Below are 20,112 nucleotides of genomic sequence, written 5' to 3'. Positions count from 1 at the left end.
CTGATGCGTCGAGGCTGGTCCGGACTGGTCGCGGCGGCACTGACCGCGGCGACCGTCGCCACGAGCAGTCCCGCCGTGGCCGACGAGTGGTGGCCGTTCGGCGTCCTGCCCGAGGGGCTCAGCTGTGCGGCGCTCAACCTGCCCGGCCGGGCGGGAGCCTGGCCGCTGCCGATGCACTTCCCCAACGTCGGGATCGGTTTGCTGACGATGCCGTTCGCGCCCGCCGGTGTCGTCGATCGGCTCCCCGCCCGCATCGAGTTGCGGACGCCGCAGACCGGTTTCAACGAGGCCTGGCAGTTCGCGCTGCTCGACGGCAACCTGTACCTGAAGGCCGCGGTGGGCGAATCCGGCTGGCGGACAGCGCCACTGCCCAACTGCCTGCGCGGGCAGATCTCGGCGATCTCGGTGGATCGCAGCAGGTTGGTCGCGCTGGTGCCGGGCGGGCGGGTGTTCACGCTGGAGTCGGCCGATCAGACGCCCGAACTGTGGTGGTGGACGGCACGATTCGGGTCCCCGATCTGGCTGGACCCGACCGGGACCAGGGTCCGGCCCGCGTCCAGGGCGTGGAGCCTGTCCTGGCTCGACCCGGAGTACGTGCAGCTGATCCCGTTCCGGCAGCAGGGCTTCTGGACCGATCCGACGGGCAAGCAGCAGCCGGTCGGCGGTGCCGGAGTGACGACGGTGTTCGTCCTCTCGCCGGAGGGCAACCGGATCGTCATCCTCGATCCCTGGCTGCCCGGCAGCGATCCGCTGAGGATCAGCGATCCCGAGTTCGCCGACGACTACAGCTACGAGCTGCCCGGTCCACTCGACGGGCGTTTCCAGTCGATCAATCTCAGCGCCTCGGGCTCGACGACCTTCCTGATCAACGAGTACGGCGACATGTACACCCGGCTCTGGGACTTCGACATCTCCGGCGCCGACACCCTGTTCTTCTCCTATACCTATGGCGACAAGCCCGATCTCGCCGAGGCGCCGACCAACTTCGACGCCTGGGTCGGCCAGTTCGAGTTCCTGCGCCCGTTCTTCCCGCAGTACACCGGCATCCACCTGCCGCCGCCCGCGTGGGTGCGCCAGCCCAAGATCCCGGGCGAGATCACCTCGACGATCAGCATCCACACCACCGGCGGCCGGTCCGAGCAGCGGGAGCTGCGCGTGGAGGGGCGCCTCGACGGCCGGACCGGCTTCTGGCACAAGCCCGTCGAGGCCGGTGATTGGTCCTTCACCGTCAACGACCGTCCGCTGACCGCCGAGGTGCTCGACAACCGTCCCGGCGACACGTCAGCCCTGACGATGGTCGGCGCGACCGGCGTCGACTACGACTACCGCGACCCGGCCGGCTGGACGATGAGTCTGCGCGACTACGACTACGCCGACGATGTGATGCCGGTCCGCGTCTGCACGGCCGACAACGCCTGCACCGACCTGAGCCTGTTCCTCGCGAGCACCCCGCGCTTCGGCTGGCAGCCCGAGGGCCTGTCCGCGACGCCCCGCACCTATCACGGCCTGCTGCAGTCCCCCGAGTCCGACTGGAACGCCATGCCCGCAGGGGTGCGCGCCGTCGTCGAGCGCATCACCGGCGACGATCGCGCCGCGAATGTCGTCGCCACCTCGAACACCGGCGAGTTCACGCTGAGCACCACCGAGGGCTTCCAGGTCGTGCTCCGGCGCTCCTGAGCGGGCAACGCGGGCGGACGTCACGCCGGGGCGGGCTGCGGGGCGGAGGTCGCGGAGGTAGTGGCGAGGTGGCGGGCGACCAGCATGGCGGCGAAGGCCGTCACGAGCATGGCGACCAGGACGGCGATCGAGGTCCAGAACATGGTGTCGTAGAGGGCGATGTCGGCGCGGATGACGGCACGGCGGGCGAAGGTCATCGGGGCGATGTCGGTGAAGGGACGGAACGCGGGCGGGGTCGTGCCCGCGGGGAACACCCCGCCGAAGGCGAAGATCTGGAACATGTAGAAGGCGAAGGCGGCGATCGAGCCGGTGACGCGGCCGAACACCACGATGAACAGCTGCGTGGTGACCGCGGCCACCGCGCCGACCAGGACGATCACGGCCGCCATGACCGGCCACCGCTCGGGCGACCAGCCCGCCGAACTGCCGTAGCCGGCGGCCAGCGCGGTCAGCACGATGACGCCCGCCACGCCGACCGCGGAGCCGCGCAGCAGCGGTACTGCGGTACGCCGCCACAGGGTGGTTCCGGTCGCGGCGCCACGCCACGGGCGCACCAGCATCCAGAGCACGATGGCGGCCAGGAACGCCCCCATGACCACCAGGACGGGACCCGCGCCGCCGGCGATCTCCTTGGTGCTGCGGTCACCGCCGCGTACCACCTGGCTCGGCTCCTGGTTGCGGACATCCATGGTGACGGGCTGGGCGATCACGTCCGCGGAGGCGGTGGGGTCGGTGATGTGCGGGGCGGCGGTGGCGCCGTCGCGGAGCCCGCTGTCGAGCTGTGCCGCACCGTCGTCCAGCTGGGTGGCGCCGTCGCGGAGTTCGTGGCCACCGGCGGCGAGCTGGCCGAGGCCTGTGGAGAGTTCGGCGGCGCCGGCACCGAGTTCGCCCGCGCCGTCGCGGAGTTGCCCGGAGCCGTCGGCGAGGGCCAGCACACCGGCGCGGTATTCAGCCGTGGGGTCGGTCAGCTGGCGAGCCAGTTCCGCGGTGCCGTCGCGCAATTGGGCGAGCTGGCCGACCAGCGAATCAGGGTCGGTGGGGCCGACCTGCCCGAGCAGGTCCTTCAGCTGGACAGCGGCGTCGGCCAGGGCCGGGTCGGCGTTCCTGCTCAGCTCGTCGAGCAGCGGGTTCAGCTGGGTCGCGAGTTGTCCGGCGGGCGCGAGAGCGTCGAGCAGGGGCGTGATGATCTGGTCGACGCCATCGCGGATCTGGGTCGCGCCGGTGCCGAGCTGATCGGTGCCGCTCACCAATTCGTCGGCACCGCCGGCGAGTTGCACGGTGCCCGCGTGGAGTTCGCGGGCGCCCGCCACCAGCTGGGACGCGCCGAGGGCGGCCTCGTCGAGACCGGCCGAGAGTTGGCCGGAGCCGTCGGCGAGCTGGGCGGTGCCCTGCGCCAGCTGCGTCGCGCCCTGCGACGCCTCGCCGATGCCCGCGCCCAGACTGTTGACGCCGACCAGGACCTGCGAGGCGTAGCCGCGGCCGATGGTGGCGGCGATCTGGTGCCGGGCGTCGGCGATCACGCTGTTGGCGACGGCGGGGCTGAGGGTGCCGTTGAAATCGTTGTACCAGACCGCGATTCGGGCGCCCTGCGGCACGGGGTCGGTCACGCTCAGCACATTGCGGGTGAAGTCCGCGGGGATGACGACGGAGAAGGCGTAACGGCTCTCGCGCAGGCCCTGCACGGCTTCGGCGCTGCTGACCCGATGGAACTTCAGCTCGCCGCCGGACACCAGGGTATCGAGGATCTCGGTACCCATGTTCTGGGCCTTGCCGTCGGAGACGCCGCCGACGTCGTCGCTGGCGACCGCCACCGGGATCTGCTTCAGATACAGCTCCGGGTCCCACATGATCCACATGTAGACCGCCGAGATCAGCGTCGGCACCACCAGGAACAGCACGACCAGCACGCGCAGCGGTCCCGCAGCCCGGCGCGAGCGGAGCAGCTCGCCGACGCGAGCGCGAAGGGATGTCGATCTGTCTGCCATGGCGGAACCCCGATACTGCCCAGTGAACGTTGGCGCCCAAGCTAGTTGGTCACCCGTCCAGCATGGGGGGAATCGGCGAAATTGTCCTGCCGAGTCGGCGAATCGCCGCATCGCCCCGCCCGGCGCCGCCGCGCGAGAGCACCCCAGCCGTACCGAGACCGCACGCCCAGAACGCCGGGATCGACCGATGCGCGACCAGCCCCCGCAGGCAACGCAAAAGGCCCGGAACCTGGTGGTTCCGGGCCTTTTCTTTGTAGCGGGGACAGGATTTGAACCTGCGACCTCTGGGTTATGAGCCCAGCGAGCTACCGAGCTGCTCCACCCCGCGTCGGTGAATACAACATTACACACGGGTTAGCTCGGATGCCAAATCGTCAGGTCAGCGCCTGTTTTTAGGGAGTTGCCCGCGATCTTCGACAACGGCCGGAGCGACACGGAACCCGGAGATGTGACCGACGCCATACCCGCCCGCCACCCGGCGCGTCGGGCCGAATTCTCGTGACGGGGGTCACTATTTCGACGTGATCTCACGCACATAACGGACCAATAACAGACCGACCGGAATCTAGGCATTCCCCCGCGCTATGCAGCGTAAACATTGGTAAGACGGCTATTTCATTCATACAATTGTCTCGTTATCAAGATGTGATCGTCATGGATTTCTTCGTTAGCGTCTCCCCCATGACTGAGACCCGGAAATTCCGCACCCGTGCCCTTGGCGTCGCCGCCATCACCGGCGCCCTGGTTGCCGTTCCGTTCAGCCTGGCCACCGGTACCGCCTCCGCCGCGAACCACAACTGGGACGGTGTCGCGCAGTGCGAGAGCGGTGGCAACTGGGGTATCAACACCGGTAACGGCTACTACGGTGGCCTGCAGTTCTCGCAGAGCACCTGGGCCGCCAACGGTGGCCAGGGGTCGGCGCACAACGCCAGCAAGGAAGAGCAGATCCGCGTCGCGGAGAACGTGCTCGCCAGCCAGGGTGTCGGCGCGTGGCCGCACTGCGGCCGCTACCTGCAGGCCGGCACCTCCGAGCCCGAGCCCGCCGTGGTCGAGGAGCCCGCCGTCGAGCTGCCCGCGCAGACCAAGACCGAGGTCCAGTCCGCCGTCGACCAGGCCAAGGCCGCGGGTCAGGCCCTGGCCGACCAGTACGGCGTCGCGGGTCAGTACCAGGACCTGCTCAACGCCAGTGCCCCGCTGATCGCCTCGATCGGCGGCTGATCCACCGTTCCCCCTGCACGAGAAAGGCCCCGCCGTCCGGCGGGGCCTTTCTTGTGCTGTCGGACCGTGGACTACCGGCCGCCGGCGTCCTGGTACGCCTTCACCGCGGCGTCCAGTTCCTCGAGCGCCCTACCGAAATCGGTGAAGTTGCCCGTCCGCATCGCCGTGCGCACCGCCTCGATCTTGCGGCTGAGCTCGGCGGCCGCGGCCTCCTGGGCGGTCGACCCCGGCGGGGTGGTCGTCCCGGCGGGCGGGGTCGTGCTCCCGTTCGGCGGGGTGGTGGTGCCCTGGTCGACCGGCGGGGTGACGCCCGGCTTCGGCTTGACCGCCGGATCGCCACCGAACGGCGTCGCCAGCGCGCCGGCACCCGGCATGACCTGGTTCAGCGCCTCGGCCAGCGTCGCCGCGTAGCCGACCTTCACGCTGCCCGCCGCGTCGCGGTAGCTCACCAGCACGCGCAGCAGCTGCGGGAACGTCGATGACCCGGTGTTGCGTTCGTTGTAGAACGGCTCCACGTAGAGGATGCCGCCGTCGGCCACCGGCAGCGTGAGCAGATTGCCGTAGCGGATCTTGTTGGAGTTCGACAGCAGGGTCTTCTCCCGCGACACCGCGTCGGCGGTGGTCATCGAGTTCTGGGTCTGCTGCGGACCCTGGGTCTGCGTCTCCACCGGCAGCTGCAACACGGTGAACTTGCCGTACCCGTCGGGGTCGGAGCGCACCGAGATGTAGGCCGACAGGAACTGCCGGTTGTAGCCGACCATCGCCGAGGTCAGGTTGAACACCGGCTTGTTCGTCTTCGGATCACCCAGCAGCACGTAGTACGGCGGCTGGTTGAAGGTGCCGCCCTCGATCGTGGGATCGCTGGGGACCGACCAGAACGCGTTGTTGGTGAAGAACTCGCGCGGGTTGTCCACGTGGTACTTGGTGAGCATGTCGCGCTGGACCTTGAACAGGTCCTCCGGGTAGCGGAAGTGCGCCTGCAGCTCCGGCGTGATGTCGCTCTGCGGCTTCACCGCGTTCGGGAACACCCCGCGCCAGGCCTTGAGGACCGGGTCGGTGGTGTCGGTCTCGTACAGGGTGACGGTGCCGTCGTAGGCGTCGACGGTGGCCTTCACCGAGTTGCGGATGTAGCTGACCTCCTTGCGCGGGATGACGCGCCCGGTCTTCTTGTCGATGCTGTCCTCGACCGCGCCGTCGAGCGAGGTCGGCTGGGCGTAGGGGTACTTGTCCAGCGTGGTGTACGCGTCGACGATCCAGACGATGCGCTTGTCGATGACCGCCGGGTAGGCGTTGCCGTCGGTGGTCAGCCACGGCGCGACCTTCTGCACCCGCTCGCGCGGACCGCGGTTGAACAGGATCTTGGAGTCGTCGCTGATCGCCGAGGAGAACAGGATGTTGCGCTCGGCGTACTTGGCCGCGAAGGCCAGGCGGTTGAACCAGTTGCCGATCGGCACGCCGCCGCTGCCCTCATAGGTGTAGGAGGCCTGGTCGGAGTCGTACTCACGCGGCGCCTGGCCGTCGGCGGCGCCGACGATGGCGTAGTCGGGATCGGACTGGGCGATCAGCTCGCCGTAGTAGATGCGCGGCTGGTCGACCTTGATCTGCTGGTCGTCCACCTTGGTGAACAGGTCGCTCACCATGAACAGCGGATAGCCGGAGTCGCTGCCGCCGACCACGCTCGGCGCGTCGGACTGCGGCTTGTTCACCCGGTTGGCCGGCGCGGCGACGAAGCCGTTGCCGTGGGTGTAGACGGTGTGCTGGTTGATCCAGTCCTTCTGGTTGCCCGAGAGCGCTTCCGGATGCAGCTCACGCGCGGCGACGATGTAGTCCTGGGTGTCGCCGCCGAGGGTGTAGCGGTCGATGTCGAGCGACTCGGGGAAGCCGTAGAAGTTCTTCCGCTGCTGCAGCTGGGTGAAGGTGGGCGAGAGGATGTTCGGGTCGAGCAGCCGGGCGTTGCCGATGGTCGCCGCGTCCGCGGGCACCTCGAGCGGGCTCTTCTTGCTCTCGCCCTGATAGTCCTGATACTCGACCTTGTCGTCGGTGATGCCGTACGCCTGGCGCGTCGCCAGGATGTTGCGCTCGATATAGGGGCTCTCCTTGTCGGCGGCGTTCGGGCGCACCGAGAACTGCTCGACCACCATCGGCCACACGGCGCCGACCAGGATCGAGGAGAGCACCAGCAGGGCGGCCGCCATCGCGGGCACCCGCAGATCACGCAGCACGATGCCGGCGAAGAACGCGATCGCGCAGATCACCGCGATCGAGAGCAGGATCAGCTTGGCGGGCAGCACCGCGTTGATGTCGGTGTACGACGGGCCGCCGAAGGTCGGCTCCTTGCGGGTGCTCGACAGCAGGTCGTAGCGGTCGAACCAATACGCGACCGCCTTGAGCAGCACGAAGATTCCGGCGATGACGGCGAGCTGCACGCGCGCGGCCCTGGTCAGCGTGCCCTCACGCCCGGCCAGCCGCAGCCCGCCGAACACGTAGTGGGTCACCAGGTTCGCGAAGAAGGCGATCACCACGGCGACGAACAGCCAGTTCAGCACCATCCGGTAGAACGGCAGATCGAAGGTGTAGAAGCCGATGTCGAGGTGGAACTGCGGGTCCTGCTGGCCGAACTCACCGCCGTGCAGGAACAGCTGCACGGTCGCCCAATTCGACTGCGCGACCAGGCCCGACAGCAGACCGAGCAGCACCGGGATGCCGACGCCGAACAGCCGCAGCCTGCCCATCACGGTGGTGCGGTAGCGCGCGATCGGATCGTTGGGCCCGGCGACGGGCACGAACACCGGCCGCGATCGGTAGGCCAGCAGCAGCGCGGCCCACACCACGAGGCCGACGAACACCGCGACCACGACGAACAGGAGCAACCGCGTGCGCAGCACACCCAGGTACACGCTGCGGTAGCCGACCTCACCGAACCACAGCCAGTTGGTGTAGGCGTCGGTGAGCCGTGGCCCGAGCAGCAACAACGCCGCGAGGACGACTGCTGTCACCAGCAGCACCCGGCTGCGTCGGGACAACGAAGGTAAACCGGTGGGGGGCCGCATGCCCACGGTGCCACTCTCCAAGGGTCCGGCGGCTACCACGCCGGTGATCGGCGCAGCACCGCAGTCCGATGTTGCGGATGGTCCGTTGCCGGACCGTTGGCGCCCACTCTACGGAAATCGGACACCGTGCAAGCGTCTGGGCCGAAAATGATTGGATGGGCGGGTGACCGATGACCAGCACGCCGAAGTCGTCCTCGCCCGCTGTGTGCGCGAGGTCGTCGAGTTCGCCGACGCCGAGGGCTGGGGTAACCCGCCGCAGATGTTCGCCCTGGTGCCGACCGCCGACCTGGTCGCGGCCGAACCCGATCTCGAGGATCAGCTCGACGACGGCAGCGAGCTCACCCCCATCGCGCAGGAAGCCTTCCCCGACGACATCACCGGCGGGTCGATGGCGCTCGACGAATTCCTCGCGACCACCACCTGGCCGCCCGCCGTCGAGGGCTGCGTGCTCGTCCAGGAGATCGTGGTGCTCCCGCCGGACGCCGAGAGCGATCTCGACGAGGCGCTCGTCCCGCTGCTCGCCGACGACGACGCCGCGGACGCGGCCGGGCGCGCCGCGGCGCACGCCCACCCGGGTCGCCGCGACGCCCGGCTCATCGCCGGAGTGCTGCGCCAGGGCACGTCGCTGTGCCTGCTGCAGATCCGCCCCGAGGACGACGACGGCTTCGGCGATCTCGACCTGCGCACCTACCCGAATCTGGCGCCGGGCCTGGTCGAGGCCCTGCACCACACGCTGGAGTGATCAGCCGCAGCTGACGGCCTCGCGGCCGGCGTCGATGTCGGCCAGCGAGGTCACCGCGCTGTCGAGCGTGTCGACCCGCACCAGGCGCAGCCCCTCCGGGGCCCGCTGCCTGGCCTCGTTGCAGTTGTCGGCCGGGACCAGGAAGGTCTCGGCGCCCGCCTCGCGAGCGGCGATCATCTTGTACTGGATGCCGCCGATCGGACCGACCTTGCCCTCCTGGTCGATGGTGCCGGTCCCGGCGACGAACCGGCCGCCGTTGAGTTCACCGGGCGAGAGCTTGTCGATCAGGGCCAGGCTGAACATCAGCCCGGCCGACGGCCCACCGATATCGGCGAGGTTGAACTCGACCTGCAGCGGCGGACGACCGCCCTCACCGGGCGTGATGCCGAGGTAGCCCTTGGTCGAGTCGTCGGGACGGGGCGCGAGGGTGATCGGCGTGCTCTGCTGCGCGTCGCCACGGCGGTAGACGACGGTGATGGTGGTGCCCGGCCCCTTGGTGGAGACCAGGTCGATGACGTCCTTGGGCGTGGTGATCGGCGTGCCGTCGATGCTGATCAGCTCGTCGCCGACCTGCAGCACGTCCTTGGCCGGGCCGTTCTCGCCGAGTCCGCGCACCAGCACGACGGTCGGCAGCTTCAGGTAGTGCAGCGCGGCGACCTCGGCGTTGCTCTCGGAGTCCTTGAAGTCCTGCTGGTTGGACTTGTCGACCTCCTCGCGCGACACACCGGGCGGGTAGACCTCGGCGCGCGGGACCAGGCCGTGCTCGCCGCTGACCCAGAAGCCGAACGCCTCGAACAGGTTCAGCCCGTCGCGGACCGAGACCGTCGTCATATTGAGGTGCCCGCTCGTCGGATCCAGGGGTGCGCCCGTGACGTCCACCACCTGCTTGCCGTCGACCTCGCCGAGGGTGTCGAAGGTCGGCCCCGGCCCGAGCGCGACGAACGGCACGGTGACCACGCTGCCGACCACACCGAGCACGAGCACGGGTACCAGGGCCACGATCAGGGTGAGGATCCGACGATTCACTCCGACCACAGTAGTGATCACCGGCCGCCACCGACGGCAGTGGCACGCTTTTACCGGGTGTGCGGCCGGATCGATTTCGCGATGCGCGAACACCGTGGCCCCCTGGTGTCCGCGTAACGTATGAGGTATGAGCGATCTCCCCTTCGGCTTCTCGAACCGCGACGACGACGAGTCCGGCAAGCGGCGCGACGAGGCGAACGGCCCCGGCGGAAACGATCCGTTCGGGTTCGGAGCTGCGGGCGCGGGCGGTTTCGACCCGTCGCAGCTGGGGCAGATGCTGACCCAGCTCGGGCAGATGATCAGCGGCATGGGCCAGGCGGGCCCCGGCGGTGCACAGGCCGGACCGGTCAACTACGACGTGGCCAAGCGGCTGGCCCGCCAGCAGCTCGGCGCCACCGTCGCGCCGATCACGGCGAAGACGACCTCCGCGGTGACCGACGCGGCGCACCTGGCCGAGCTGTGGCTCGACGGCGCCACCACGCTGCCCGCCGGCGCGACCAGGACCGTCGCCTGGACGGCCAACGACTGGATCGAAGAGACCCTGCCCACCTGGAAGCGCCTGTGCGATCCGGTGGCCGAGCAGATCTCGGGCATGTGGACCGCCCAGCTGCCCGAGGAAGCCAAGCAGTTCGCCGGGCCGATGGTCGGCATGCTCGGGCAGATGGGCGGGCTGGCGTTCGGCTCCCAGCTCGGTCAGGCGCTCGGTCAGCTGGCCAAGGAGGTGCTGACCTCCACCGACATCGGCCTGCCGCTCGGCCCGGCCGGTACCGCCGCGCTGCTGCCGACCGCGATCTCGGCGTTCAGCGAGGGGCTCGAGCAGCCCGAGAGCGAGATCATGGTCTTCCTGGCGGCCAGGGAGGCCGCCCACCAGCGGCTGTTCGCGCACGTGCCGTGGCTGCGCCAGCAGGTGCTCGGCGCGGTCGAGGACTACGCGCGCGGCATCAAGATGGACTTCTCCGCGCTGGAGGAAGCCGCGCAGAACATCGACCCGATGTCGCTGAGCGACCCGTCCAAGCTCGAGGAACTGCTGTCGCAGGGCACCTTCGAGCCGCAGACCACGCCCGAGCAGAAGCAGGCACTCGAGCGCCTGGAAACCCTGCTCGCGCTGATCGAGGGCTGGGTCGACGTGGTGGTCACCGACGCCGTCGGCGAGCGGCTGCCCGGCGCGGGCGCGCTCTCGGAGACGCTGCGCCGCCGCCGCGCCACCGGCGGGCCCGCCGAGCAGACCTTCGCCACCCTGGTCGGCCTGGAACTGCGCCCGCGCAAGGTCCGCGAGGCCGCGGCGCTGTGGCGGCGCCTCACCACCGACGCGGGCATGGAACGCCGCGACGGCGTGTGGGCGCACCCCGACCTGCTCCCCGACTCCAGCGACCTCGACTCCCCCGCCGGATTCATCGACTCCGTACTCGGCGGCGGCACCGGCGCTTTCGACGATCCGCTGGCCCAGCTGGCCGAGACCGAGGCCCGCGAACGCGACGAGGCCGAGCGCGGCAAGACCGATCCCGACGCCGATCAGTCCTGACCTGGGCCGCCGCGCCACCACGACCGCGGAAAATCTGCGAATCGTGGTGGCGCGACACGGTTTCCGGAGTGTCGCGCCCCGGGAAACCCCGTCACGACCTGCGGTACGCGAGTTGTCCACAGGCTGATTCCACGATCGCGACACGCCGAAAACCTGTGGATAACCAGGCTTTCCACGCCCGGTCGGCCGTCGGCGCGAGCCGATACTTGCGCCATGACGACCACGACGCCACTGCGCGGACCGATGTTGCACCCGCGGGTGATCACCCTGGTTCGGCCCTCCGGGACCGTGCAGCTGGGGTGGGACCCGGAACGAGCGCTGCTGCTCGAGACCACCGAACTCGACACCGGCACCGTCCTGGCCTTCCTGCGCCTGCTCGACGGCTTGCAGTCGCTGCCCCAGATCGTCTGGCGGGCGGGCGAATTCGGTATCGCGCCCGCGCGCACCGTCGCCCTGGTCAGCGCGATCGACGAGGCCGGGCTGCTGCTCCAACCGGAGCGCAAACAGGGCACGGTGCGCGGTGTCACCGTGCACGGGCTCGGGCCGCTGTCGGACGCGGTCACGATCGGTTTGCGGCGCATGGGCATCCGGCCGTCCCGATCCCGGGAGTACCGGCCCGGCACCGCGGTCGGGGCGGGGTGCAACCTGGTGGTCCTCACCGACGCGCTGATGGTCGACCCCCGCCTGTCGGTGGACCTGGTGCTGCGCCGGGTACCGCACCTGCAGGTCCGGATCCGCGACGGCATCGGCGTGGTCGGCCCGCTGGTCCTGCCGGGCCGGACCAGTTGCCTGCGCTGCGCCGATCTCACCCGCACCGGGTTCGACGCCGACTGGCCGCACCTGGCCGCGCAGCTGCTCGGCCGCACCGGGCACGCCTCACCGGCCGGGATCGCCGCCACCACCGCGCTCGCGCTGGGCGAACTGGAGACGATCGTCGCCTGTTCGCCCCGCCAGGACCCGGGCACCCTCGACGCCACGATGGAGCTGAACCTCGACACCCACGAGGTGCACCGACGCCCCTGGCCACCGCATCCCGACTGCGGCTGCCGCAGCATGGCCACACCGGAATCGGACGCGGGCCGGTGAGGACTCACACCGCACGGTGTGAGCATTCTTATGGCACACCAGCGGCAAGTTCGGCCATGATGGGTAGCGTGTCCGAGATCGTGCGCCGCAGTTCCAGCCGCAATGCCAAGTTGGCCAAGATTCCGCTCGGTATTGCCGGACGAGCCGCCGTCGGTTTCGGCAAGAAGCTGGTCGGGGGTGACAAGCAGCAGATCAACGCCACGCTGAACCAGAAGGCCGCCGAACAGCTGTTCACCGTGCTCGGCGAGCTCAAGGGCGGCGCGATGAAGTTCGGCCAGGCGCTGAGCGTGATGGAGGCCGCGGTCCCGGAGGAGTTCGGCGAGCACTATCGCGAGGCGCTCACCAAGCTGCAGGCCGCCGCGCCGCCGATGCCCGCCGAGACGGTGCACCGGGTGCTTGACCAGCAACTCGGCACCAAATGGCGCGAGCGCTTCCAGTCCTTCGACGACACCCCGGCCGCCTCGGCCAGCATCGGCCAGGTGCACCGGGCGGTGTGGTCGGACGGACGCGCGGTCGCGGTGAAGGTGCAGTACCCCGGCGCCGACGAGGCGCTGCGCGCCGATCTCAAGACCCTGTCGCGGATGACCGGTCTGCTGTCCTCGGTGATCCCCGGCGCCGATGTGAAGCCGCTGCTCGCCGAGATCACCGAGCGCACCGAGGAGGAGCTCGACTATCGCATCGAGGCCGCCAATCAGCGCCGCTTCGCCGCCGCCTTCGACGGCCACGCGCAGATCGTGGTGCCGCGGGTGGTCGCGGGCGCCCCGAAGGTGATCGTCACCGAATGGCTCGACGGCACCCCGGTCTCGGCGCTCATCGCCGCGGGCGCGGCCGACCCGGAAGGCACACGGGCGCAGCGCAACCGGATCGCCGAACTGATGGGCACCTTCCACTTCTCCTCCCCCGAGCGGGTCGGCCTGCTGCACGGCGACCCGCACCCCGGCAATTTCCTCGTGCTCACCGACGGCAGGCTGGCCGTGCTCGATTTCGGCGCCTGCGCGCCGATGCCGGACGGGTTCCCCGAGGTCCTGGGCCGGATGCTGGCCCTGGCCGTCGCGGAGGACCACGCCGCGCTCACCGAACTGCTCTACCAGCACGGCTGGGTGATCCCGGGCCGCACGGTCACCCACGAGGAGATCGAGGCGTACCTGCGCCCGTTCAGCGACCCGATCCGCACCGACACCTTCCACTTCACCCGCTCCTGGATGCAGCGGGTCGCGGGCAAGGCCTCGGAGTTCACCAGCCCCGAGATGAAAACCGCACGCGCCCTCCAGCTTCCGGCCGAGTACCTGACGATCTTCCGGGTACTCGGCGGTTCGGTCGGCATCCTGGCCCAGCTCGACGCGGAACTCGGCTTCATGAACCTGGTCCGCACCTGGGTCCCCGGTTTCCGCGCCGAACGCGCGTCCTAGCCCCGGCTCGCCCGCGAACAACCGCAGAGAACAAACGAACCGCTCACCAGGACTCGGTGAGCGGTTCGTTTGCGGTACAGGCCTTTTCCGGGGTTCATGCCGGGATCGCGACCTTGCGCGGACGGCCACGCGGGCGCTTGCGGGCGATCACGACACCCTGGTCGAAGATCTCGCCACCCCAGACACCCCACGGCTCGGCGCGGTCGATGGCCGCGGTCAGGCAGCCCTTGCGGATCGGGCAGGACGCGCACAGTTGCTTGGCCTGCTCGAGGTCGTTCGGGCTCTCGGCGAACCACAGATCAGGGTTTCCGGCCCGGCAGGGCAGGGACGCCACGGTTCGGCATGTCACGTCAGCAGTGGCCGTCGGCCATTCCTGGGCGGTGAACACGTCGTTCTCCTTCAGCTCGTTTGCAGCGGTTGTTCGTTCGGTGTGCGAACCCGGTGCCAACGGCTGAAGAGCCGAAAGAAAATGGCCACGGATTTCGCTTCTCGCGATCCGTGGCCAGGAGGTCTGGGAGGAGTTTCCCTACCTAGTTCGACATCTCTGCCGAGACCTGATCACGGTCGCTGGGTGGACACGGAGGCGGATTGCGCCGGCGAATTCGGGTGCGTAACCGAAATCGACGGCCGGGGCTGCCGGGGCCTCGATGGCCGTCGGCTGCCAACCCACGCTGGGCTTGTCCTGGAGACGAATCGGGGTGTGCAGATGGACGAGAGCCATCGGCACAGCTTTGGTATCGACGCCGGACAGACCGGTCCCCTGCAGAGCGAGGACCCCCCGGGAGGCGGACACCATGGACGCGTTCACCAGGACGCGATTGCCCATCGCGTCGAACGTGGTGTTGCTGTTCATCTGACTGCCTCCCTCCTGAACTCGTGTGCTGATAGAAACCCGCGCCGAGATCACTCTCGGTGCGTGTTCTCCACCATAGGCAATGATCGAGAACCGAACAACCTATTTTCTACCTGCGGTTTTGTGTCGTGGCCCGCATTCGGGACGCGACGATGGCGAGCACGTCCGCGCCGTACTGCTCGATCTTCTTCGGGCCGATGCCCGCGATCGCGCCCAGCGCCGCGTCGTCGGCGGGCAGCTGCTCGGCGATCGCGGTGAGCGTCGTGTCGGTGAAGACGACGAAGTCGCGCACCCGCAGGACCTCGGCCTTCTCCGCCCGCCACTCCTTCAGCGCGTCCAGCAGCTGCGGGTCGAGTTCGGCCGGGCAGCGACGGCACCGGCCGAGCATGGTGGCGTAGGTGCCGATCAGCGGTTTCGCGCAGACCCGGCACAGCGGGCGCTTGCCGTCGGCGTCCTTCGGACCGGTCGCGGTGGCGGCGATCCGGGAGGCGGGCGAGTCGTCGGGGACCAGGCCGTTGAGGAACCGTGAGCGCCTGCGCACCCGCCTGCCGCCCTCGGTGCGCGCCAGCGCCCAGGACACGGCGAGATGTTCGCGCGCCCGGGTGACACCGACGTAGAGCAGCCTGCGCTCCTCTTCCAGCGCCGCCTGATCGGACGGGCTGCCGTCGTCGCCGAGGACGTGCTGGATCGGCAGCGTGCCGTCGGCGACGCCGACCAGGAACACCGCGTCCCACTCCAGGCCCTTGGCCGCGTGCAGCGAGGCCAGGGTGACGCCGTCGACGGTCGGCGGGTGCTTGGCCTCGGCCCTGGTCGCGAGCTCGCGCAGCAGTCCGGTGAGGTCGATCTCCTCGTCGTGGCCGACCAGTTCCTCGGTGAGCTGCACGAGCGCCAGCAGCGAGGACCAGCGTTCCTTGGCCTGGGCGCCCGCCGGTTCCTCGGCGGTGAGCCCGACCGGGGCCAGCACGGCCCGCACCAGCGTGATCAGCTCGGCGCCGCTGCGCGATTCGTCGGGCAGGTCGTCGCGCGCGTCGGCCTGGCGCAGCGCCTGCACCGCCTGGCGCACCTCCTGCCGCTGGAAGAAGCCCTCGCCGCCGCGCACCTGGAAGGGGATGTCGCGGGCGTTGAGCGCCTGTTCGAACGGTTCGGACTGGGCGTTGATCCGGTACAGCACGGCGATCTCGGCGGCGGGGGTGCCCGCGGCGATCAGCTTCTTGATCCGGCCCGCCACGGCCGCCGCTTCGGCGGGCACGTCGGGGTATTCGGCGAACTCGGGTTCGGGCCCGTCGGGCCGCTGGCCGATCAGCGCGAGCCTGGTCCCGGCGATCCGGCCGCGCGCGGCGCCGATCACCCGGTTGGCCAGCGACACCACCTGCGGGGTGGAGCGGTAGTCGCGTTCGAGCCGGATGACGGTGGCGTCGGGGAAGCGGCGGGAGAAGTCGAGCAGGTAGTTCGGGGTGGCGCCGGTGAAGGAGTAGATGGTCTGGTTGGCGTCGCCGACGACGGTGAGGTCGTCGCGTTCGCCGAGCCAGGCGTCGAGCACCCGCTGCTGCAGCGGGGTGACGTCCTGGTATTCGTCGACCACGAAACTGCGGTAGCGGCCACGGAATTCGTCGGCGACGGCCGGATAGTCCTCGAGCGCGGCGGCGGTGTGCAGCAGCAGGTCGTCGAAGTCGAGCAGCAGGCCGTCGGCGGAGGTCTTCATCGATTCGTAGCCCGCGTAGACCTGGGCCACCCTGGTCACCTCGACCGGTGCGTCCCGGTGGTGCCTGGCCGCGGCGGCGGGATAGTCCTCCGGCGCGATCAGCGACGCCTTGGCCCATTCGATCTCGCTGAGCAGGTCGCGGATCAGTTCGGTCGAGGTACCGAGGCCCGCCCGGTGCGCGGCCTGCGACACCACCGGGAACTTGCTGTCGAGCAGTCGCCAGGGCACGTCACCGACGACCTGCGGCCAGAAGTACCGCAGCTGCCGCAGCGCCGCGGCGTGGAAGGTGCGGGCCTGGACCTGCCCCGCCTCGCCACCGAGCCCCATCGAGCGCAGCCGGTTGCGCATCTCCCCCGCCGCCCTGGCGGTGAAGGTCACCGCCAGCACCTGGTCGGCCTTGACGTGCCCGCCCGCGATCAGGTGCGCGATGCGGTGGGTGATCGTCCTGGTCTTGCCGGTGCCCGCACCGGCTAGCACGCACACCGGACCCCGTGGCGCCCGCACCGCGGCGGCCTGTTCCGGGTCGAGGGCGGTGAGATCGAGTGCTGGCACGGGCACCATCATGACAGCGCCCGCCGACAACCGGGCCCGACGGCCACCGACCTGGGCTTACGGCGCGCCGTCGCGCAGCGAGCGCAGCGCGCGGGCGAAGCCGTCGACGCCGGCGCCCAGCGGCGCGAAGAAGGTCCGGTCGCACGCCTCGACGGCCACGACGGCCCGGTTCGCCAGCGCGACGCCGTCGGCGGTGGCCACCAGGGCCCTTGCCCTGCGGTCGTGCGGGTGCGCACGCCGCTCGATCAGGCCCTTCTGTTCCAGCGCGCGCAGCACCTGCGAGGTCATCATCGGGTCGGTGACGGCGTGTTCGGCCAGCTCACGCTGCATCACCGGTTCCGCGCCGCGGTGCCCGAGGTAGGTCAGCGAGGCGAGCAGCACGAACTGCACATGGGTGAGGTCGAACGGCGCCAAGGCGGCCCGCTGCGCCGCCTGCCAGCGATTGGTCACCTGCCACAGCAGCAGGCCGGGGCTGTCCTGCGCGTCGCCGAATTCGGTGCGCAGGCCCTCGCTCACGCGCGGCCCGCGGTCGCGGCATCCCTGGCCTCGGCGCGCGCGATCAGCGCGGCCAGGTCGGGCCGGACCGACTTCGCGATGTCGGCGCCGAGGATCAGGTTCCACAGCGGCCGCAACGGCCCGGTCAGCTCCACCCGCACGCCGACGACCACCCGGCCGTCGGCGACCGGGGTGACGGTGTGCGCGAAGGTCAGCCTCGCCCCGAGCAGGCGCGAGACGTCGTCGAACTCGGTCGCGGTGAGCTTGGCGACCTCGAACCGCACCGCCGGGCCGCCCTTGGGCTTGAGCTTGCCCGTCGCACCCTGCGCGAACGGGCCGTCGAGGCGGACCCAGGCGGTGTCGGCGTTCCATTCGGGCCAGCTCTCCATCTCGCCCCAGATGGCGAACAGCGTGGCGGGCGCGGCAACGGTCTCGGCGGAAGCCTCGGCGAGAATCATGAATAAAGTATGCGCGCTTACTATTTGTCGTGCAACCGGGCCAGGAACACCACGCCCACCTCCGACGTTGCACATCCCGTGACTGAAGCAACCACTGATCTGACGATGTACTCGACCACCTGGTGCGGCTACTGCCGTCGCCTCAAGACCCAGCTCGACGAGGCGGGCATCACCTACACCGTGATCGACATCGAGGACGACCCCGCTTCGGCCGAATTCGTCGGCAGCGTGAACAACGGCAACCACGTCGTGCCGACCATCAAGTTCCGCGACGGCTCGACGGCGACCAACCCGTCGCTGTCGCAGGTCAAGCAGGCTCTCGCCGCGCTGGCGTGAGCTCAGCGCGCCGGCTACTCGGCCCAGGATTCGATGATCGTGCGAGCGATCGAGATGGACCCGGGCACCAGTAGCCGCGCGCCCTGCTCGCGGGCCGCCGCCCAGTCGCCCGCCCGCAACGCCGCGCGGACCTCGTCGCGGGTGAACCAGTGCGCCTCGGCGATCTCGCCGTCGGAGAACACCAGCTCCTGCTCCGGATCGCCGACGGCGGCGAAGCCGACCATCAGCGAGCGCGGGAACGGCCACGGCTGACTGCCGAGGTAGGTGACCTCGCGCACGTCGACGCCCACTTCCTCGCGGATCTCCCGCTCGACGCAGTGCTCGAGCGACTCACCCGCCTCCACGAAACCGGCCAGCAGCGAGAACATGGTCTCGGGCCAGCTGTGCTGCCGGGCCAGCAGCACCCGGTCGGCGCCGTCGTGCACCAGGCAGATGATGGCGGGGTCGATCCGGGGGAACTCCTCCTCGCCGGTGGCGGTCAGCCGGGACCAGCCCCCTCGCGACGAGGTGGTCGAGGTGCCGTCGCTGCCGTGGAACCCGGCCCGGTCGTGCCAGTTGAGCAGCGCGTAGGCGGTGGCGAGCAGGTCGGCGGTGAAGTCGTCGACGGCGCCGAGCGCGCGCAGATCCTTCAGCGTCCCGTCGAGCTCGGGCTCGCGCACGGCCCACAGGTGACTGTCCTCGGCGACGCCGAGGAACACCGCGCCCGCCCCCGGCTCCGCGGCGATCGTGACGGCCGCGTCCAGCACGACGCCCGCGTTCTCCACCCGCACCCGGCCGCGCGCGTCGACGCGCAGGACCTTGGCCTTGCCCCAGCCCTCGCGCAGGGCGTCGGGATCGAGCCGGACGTGCTCGGCTCGATCGATCGTGGAACGCGACAGCAGCGGAACGTCTTTCAACCGGAACGACACACGACCGAGCCTAGCCGGTCGACGAGTCCCGGATCACTTGCCGGTGTGCCGGATGTAGAGCAGCTTGTCGGCGGCCTCGAGCGCGTCGACCTCGGGCTCGCCCACCCGGATCAGGTTCCCGTCGCGCACCACGCCGAGCACGATGTCGCTCAGATGCCGCGGCGAGCCACCGATCTCACCCGGTTCGACCTCGCGTTCGGCGACGGCGAAGCCCTGCTCAGGCGTGAGCAGATCCTCCATCATCTCCACGACAGTGGGCGTGGTGGTGGCGATGCCGAGCAACCGGCCCGCGGTCTCCGAGGACACCACGACCGAGTCGGCGCCGGACTGGCGCACCAGGTGGGTGTTCTCCGCTTCGCGGATGGCGACCACGATCTTGGCGGTCTTGTTCAGTTCGCGGGCGGTGAGCGTCACCAGGGTGGCGGTGTCGTCCCGGTTGGTGGCGACGATGACCGAGGAGGCCCGCTGCACGCCGGTCAGCCGCAGCACATCGGACTTGGTCGCCGAACCGTGCACGGTGACCAGGCCCGCGCTCGCCGCCGCTTCCAGCGCGACCGCGTCGGTGTCGACGACGACGATGTCGGCCTGCTGCACGCCGTCGGCCAGCATGGCGTCGATCGCGGTGCGCCCTTTGGTGCCGTAGCCGACGACGACGGTGTGATTGCGCACGGTGTGCCTCCATCGCTGAATCTTGAACGCCTGCCGCGACCGTTCGGTGAGCACGCTGAGGGTGGTGCCGACCAGCACGATCAGGAACAGGACACGCAGTGGCGTGATGACGATCGTGTTGATCAGCCGCGCCGAGGGAGTGATCGGCGCGATGTCGCCGTAACCGGTGGTCGAGAGCGAGACGGTCGCGTAGTACATCGCGTCCAGGAACGACAGCTCGTCGCCGGAGTTGTCGCGGTAGCCGTCACGGCCGATGTACACCACGGTCGCCGCGGCGAACAGCAGCGCGATCGCGAACAGGACGCGGCGGGTGAGCGAAACCCACGGACTGGTCTGCACCGCGGGGATCCGCAAGAGACCGACCAGCGCGTAGTCCGGGCTGCTGCTGAGCCCGACCGGGCCACGTGTGTCCCCTAGCATCGCC

17 protein-coding genes and 1 tRNA gene are annotated in these 20,112 nt (G+C 69.8%); 7 read left to right on the top strand and 11 right to left on the bottom strand.

Annotated features, from left to right (window positions below; all coding sequences use genetic code 11):
• The first annotated feature begins 3 nt into the window (after positions 1–3).
• Positions 4–1,677: a hypothetical protein gene (locus tag ACFVW6_RS25990; protein WP_378822932.1), complete on the top strand. Its 1,674-nt coding sequence runs from the start codon at positions 4–6 to the stop codon at positions 1,675–1,677.
• A 20-nt stretch (positions 1,678–1,697) separates the two neighbouring features.
• Here the strand turns inward: ACFVW6_RS25990 and ACFVW6_RS25985 are convergent, their stop codons facing one another.
• Both ACFVW6_RS25985 and ACFVW6_RS25980 read right to left on the bottom strand, forming a co-directional pair.
• Positions 1,698–3,662: a YhgE/Pip family protein gene (locus tag ACFVW6_RS25985; RefSeq protein ID WP_378822935.1), complete on the bottom strand. Its 1,965-nt coding sequence runs from the start codon at positions 3,660–3,662 to the stop codon at positions 1,698–1,700.
• 254 nt (positions 3,663–3,916) lie between these two features.
• Positions 3,917–3,990: transfer RNA gene (locus ACFVW6_RS25980), tRNA-Met, on the bottom strand.
• Positions 3,991–4,343: 353 nt separating this feature from the next.
• On the opposite strand from ACFVW6_RS25980, the gene ACFVW6_RS25975 reads away from it, so the two are divergent.
• The gene (locus ACFVW6_RS25975) at positions 4,344–4,880 is read left to right on the top strand and encodes a transglycosylase family protein (RefSeq protein ID WP_355280773.1); all 537 of its coding nucleotides are present in this window, start codon (positions 4,344–4,346) and stop codon (positions 4,878–4,880) included.
• 71 nt (positions 4,881–4,951) lie between these two features.
• Here the strand turns inward: ACFVW6_RS25975 and ACFVW6_RS25970 are convergent, their stop codons facing one another.
• Positions 4,952–7,936 carry a UPF0182 family protein gene (locus ACFVW6_RS25970; protein ID WP_378822937.1) on the bottom strand — a complete coding sequence of 995 codons (2,985 nt, stop codon included), beginning with the start codon at positions 7,934–7,936 and terminating at the stop codon, positions 4,952–4,954.
• A gap of 157 nt (positions 7,937–8,093) precedes the next feature.
• Here ACFVW6_RS25970 and ACFVW6_RS25965 point away from each other — a divergent pair, with 157 nt between their 5' ends.
• Positions 8,094–8,672: a PPA1309 family protein gene (locus ACFVW6_RS25965; RefSeq protein WP_355280770.1), complete on the top strand. Its 579-nt coding sequence runs from the start codon at positions 8,094–8,096 to the stop codon at positions 8,670–8,672.
• Here ACFVW6_RS25965 and ACFVW6_RS25960 read toward each other — a convergent pair whose 3' ends face one another.
• Complete coding sequence (locus ACFVW6_RS25960; RefSeq protein ID WP_355280768.1) at positions 8,673–9,698, bottom strand: PDZ domain-containing protein; 1,026 nt, start codon at positions 9,696–9,698, stop codon at positions 8,673–8,675.
• Positions 9,699–9,825: 127 nt separating this feature from the next.
• Between ACFVW6_RS25960 and ACFVW6_RS25955 the strand changes: the two genes are divergently transcribed.
• The 3 genes from ACFVW6_RS25955 (at position 9,826) to ACFVW6_RS25945 (ending at position 13,715) form a co-directional block, all read left to right on the top strand.
• A complete protein-coding gene (locus ACFVW6_RS25955; RefSeq protein ID WP_378822940.1) occupies positions 9,826–11,220 on the top strand; it encodes a zinc-dependent metalloprotease in 1,395 nt (464 codons plus the stop codon).
• Between the two features lie 213 nt (positions 11,221–11,433).
• Positions 11,434–12,306, top strand: coding sequence for a TOMM precursor leader peptide-binding protein (locus ACFVW6_RS25950; RefSeq protein ID WP_378822942.1), 873 nt, complete (start codon positions 11,434–11,436; stop codon positions 12,304–12,306).
• Between the two features lie 59 nt (positions 12,307–12,365).
• Entirely contained in the window at positions 12,366–13,715 is a 1,350-nt protein-coding gene (locus tag ACFVW6_RS25945) for an ABC1 kinase family protein (RefSeq protein WP_378822944.1), read from the top strand.
• A 94-nt stretch (positions 13,716–13,809) separates the two neighbouring features.
• Here ACFVW6_RS25945 and ACFVW6_RS25940 read toward each other — a convergent pair whose 3' ends face one another.
• From ACFVW6_RS25940 to ACFVW6_RS25920, 5 genes are all read right to left on the bottom strand, one after another.
• Positions 13,810–14,103 carry a WhiB family transcriptional regulator gene (locus ACFVW6_RS25940; protein ID WP_378822946.1) on the bottom strand — a complete coding sequence of 98 codons (294 nt, stop codon included), beginning with the start codon at positions 14,101–14,103 and terminating at the stop codon, positions 13,810–13,812.
• A gap of 138 nt (positions 14,104–14,241) precedes the next feature.
• Complete coding sequence (locus ACFVW6_RS25935) at positions 14,242–14,568, bottom strand: hypothetical protein (protein WP_355280761.1); 327 nt, start codon at positions 14,566–14,568, stop codon at positions 14,242–14,244.
• A 109-nt stretch (positions 14,569–14,677) separates the two neighbouring features.
• Entirely contained in the window at positions 14,678–16,834 is a 2,157-nt protein-coding gene (locus ACFVW6_RS25930) for an ATP-dependent DNA helicase UvrD2 (protein WP_357343615.1), read from the bottom strand.
• A gap of 45 nt (positions 16,835–16,879) precedes the next feature.
• Positions 16,880–17,338: a MarR family winged helix-turn-helix transcriptional regulator gene (locus tag ACFVW6_RS25925; protein WP_378822949.1), complete on the bottom strand. Its 459-nt coding sequence runs from the start codon at positions 17,336–17,338 to the stop codon at positions 16,880–16,882.
• Complete coding sequence (locus tag ACFVW6_RS25920; RefSeq protein ID WP_378822951.1) at positions 17,335–17,775, bottom strand: SRPBCC family protein; 441 nt, start codon at positions 17,773–17,775, stop codon at positions 17,335–17,337. The genes ACFVW6_RS25925 and ACFVW6_RS25920 overlap by 4 nt, the downstream gene beginning before the upstream one ends.
• A gap of 105 nt (positions 17,776–17,880) precedes the next feature.
• On the opposite strand from ACFVW6_RS25920, the gene ACFVW6_RS25915 reads away from it, so the two are divergent.
• Positions 17,881–18,111 (top strand): mycoredoxin, encoded by a 231-nt coding sequence (locus ACFVW6_RS25915; protein ID WP_189027531.1) that lies wholly within the window; start codon positions 17,881–17,883, stop codon positions 18,109–18,111.
• Between the two features lie 14 nt (positions 18,112–18,125).
• Here the strand turns inward: ACFVW6_RS25915 and nudC are convergent, their stop codons facing one another.
• Together nudC and ACFVW6_RS25905 are read right to left on the bottom strand one after the other, a co-directional pair.
• Positions 18,126–19,019 (bottom strand): NAD(+) diphosphatase, encoded by an 894-nt coding sequence (nudC, locus tag ACFVW6_RS25910; RefSeq protein ID WP_378822952.1) that lies wholly within the window; start codon positions 19,017–19,019, stop codon positions 18,126–18,128.
• 33 nt (positions 19,020–19,052) lie between these two features.
• Positions 19,053–20,108 carry a potassium channel family protein gene (locus tag ACFVW6_RS25905; RefSeq protein ID WP_355280752.1) on the bottom strand — a complete coding sequence of 352 codons (1,056 nt, stop codon included), beginning with the start codon at positions 20,106–20,108 and terminating at the stop codon, positions 19,053–19,055.
• Between the last annotated feature and the right edge of the window lie 4 nt (positions 20,109–20,112).

Source organism: Nocardia sp. NPDC058244 (assembly GCF_042882065.1).
Lineage (GTDB): Bacteria > Actinomycetota > Actinomycetes > Mycobacteriales > Mycobacteriaceae > Nocardia.
Note: the sequence above shows the minus strand (reverse complement) of the source record. Positions and strands in the feature narration are given on the sequence as shown.

Bases quoted from the DNA above. Each gene is read 5' to 3' on its own strand.
- ACFVW6_RS25945 (WP_378822944.1), top strand. From the start codon at position 12,366: ATGGGTAGCGTGTCCGAGATCGTGCGCCGCAGTTCCAGCCGCAATGCC.
- ACFVW6_RS25935 (WP_355280761.1), bottom strand. From the start codon at position 14,568: ATGAACAGCAACACCACGTTCGACGCGATGGGCAATCGCGTCCTGGTG.
- ACFVW6_RS25990 (WP_378822932.1), top strand. From the start codon at position 4: ATGCGTCGAGGCTGGTCCGGACTGGTCGCGGCGGCACTGACCGCGGCG.
- ACFVW6_RS25915 (WP_189027531.1), top strand. From the start codon at position 17,881: ATGTACTCGACCACCTGGTGCGGCTACTGCCGTCGCCTCAAGACCCAG.
- ACFVW6_RS25905 (WP_355280752.1), bottom strand. From the start codon at position 20,108: ATGCTAGGGGACACACGTGGCCCGGTCGGGCTCAGCAGCAGCCCGGAC.
- ACFVW6_RS25930 (WP_357343615.1), bottom strand. From the start codon at position 16,834: ATGATGGTGCCCGTGCCAGCACTCGATCTCACCGCCCTCGACCCGGAA.
- ACFVW6_RS25985 (WP_378822935.1), bottom strand. From the start codon at position 3,662: ATGGCAGACAGATCGACATCCCTTCGCGCTCGCGTCGGCGAGCTGCTC.
- ACFVW6_RS25920 (WP_378822951.1), bottom strand. From the start codon at position 17,775: ATGATTCTCGCCGAGGCTTCCGCCGAGACCGTTGCCGCGCCCGCCACG.
- ACFVW6_RS25975 (WP_355280773.1), top strand. From the start codon at position 4,344: ATGACTGAGACCCGGAAATTCCGCACCCGTGCCCTTGGCGTCGCCGCC.
- ACFVW6_RS25955 (WP_378822940.1), top strand. From the start codon at position 9,826: ATGAGCGATCTCCCCTTCGGCTTCTCGAACCGCGACGACGACGAGTCC.
- ACFVW6_RS25950 (WP_378822942.1), top strand. From the start codon at position 11,434: ATGACGACCACGACGCCACTGCGCGGACCGATGTTGCACCCGCGGGTG.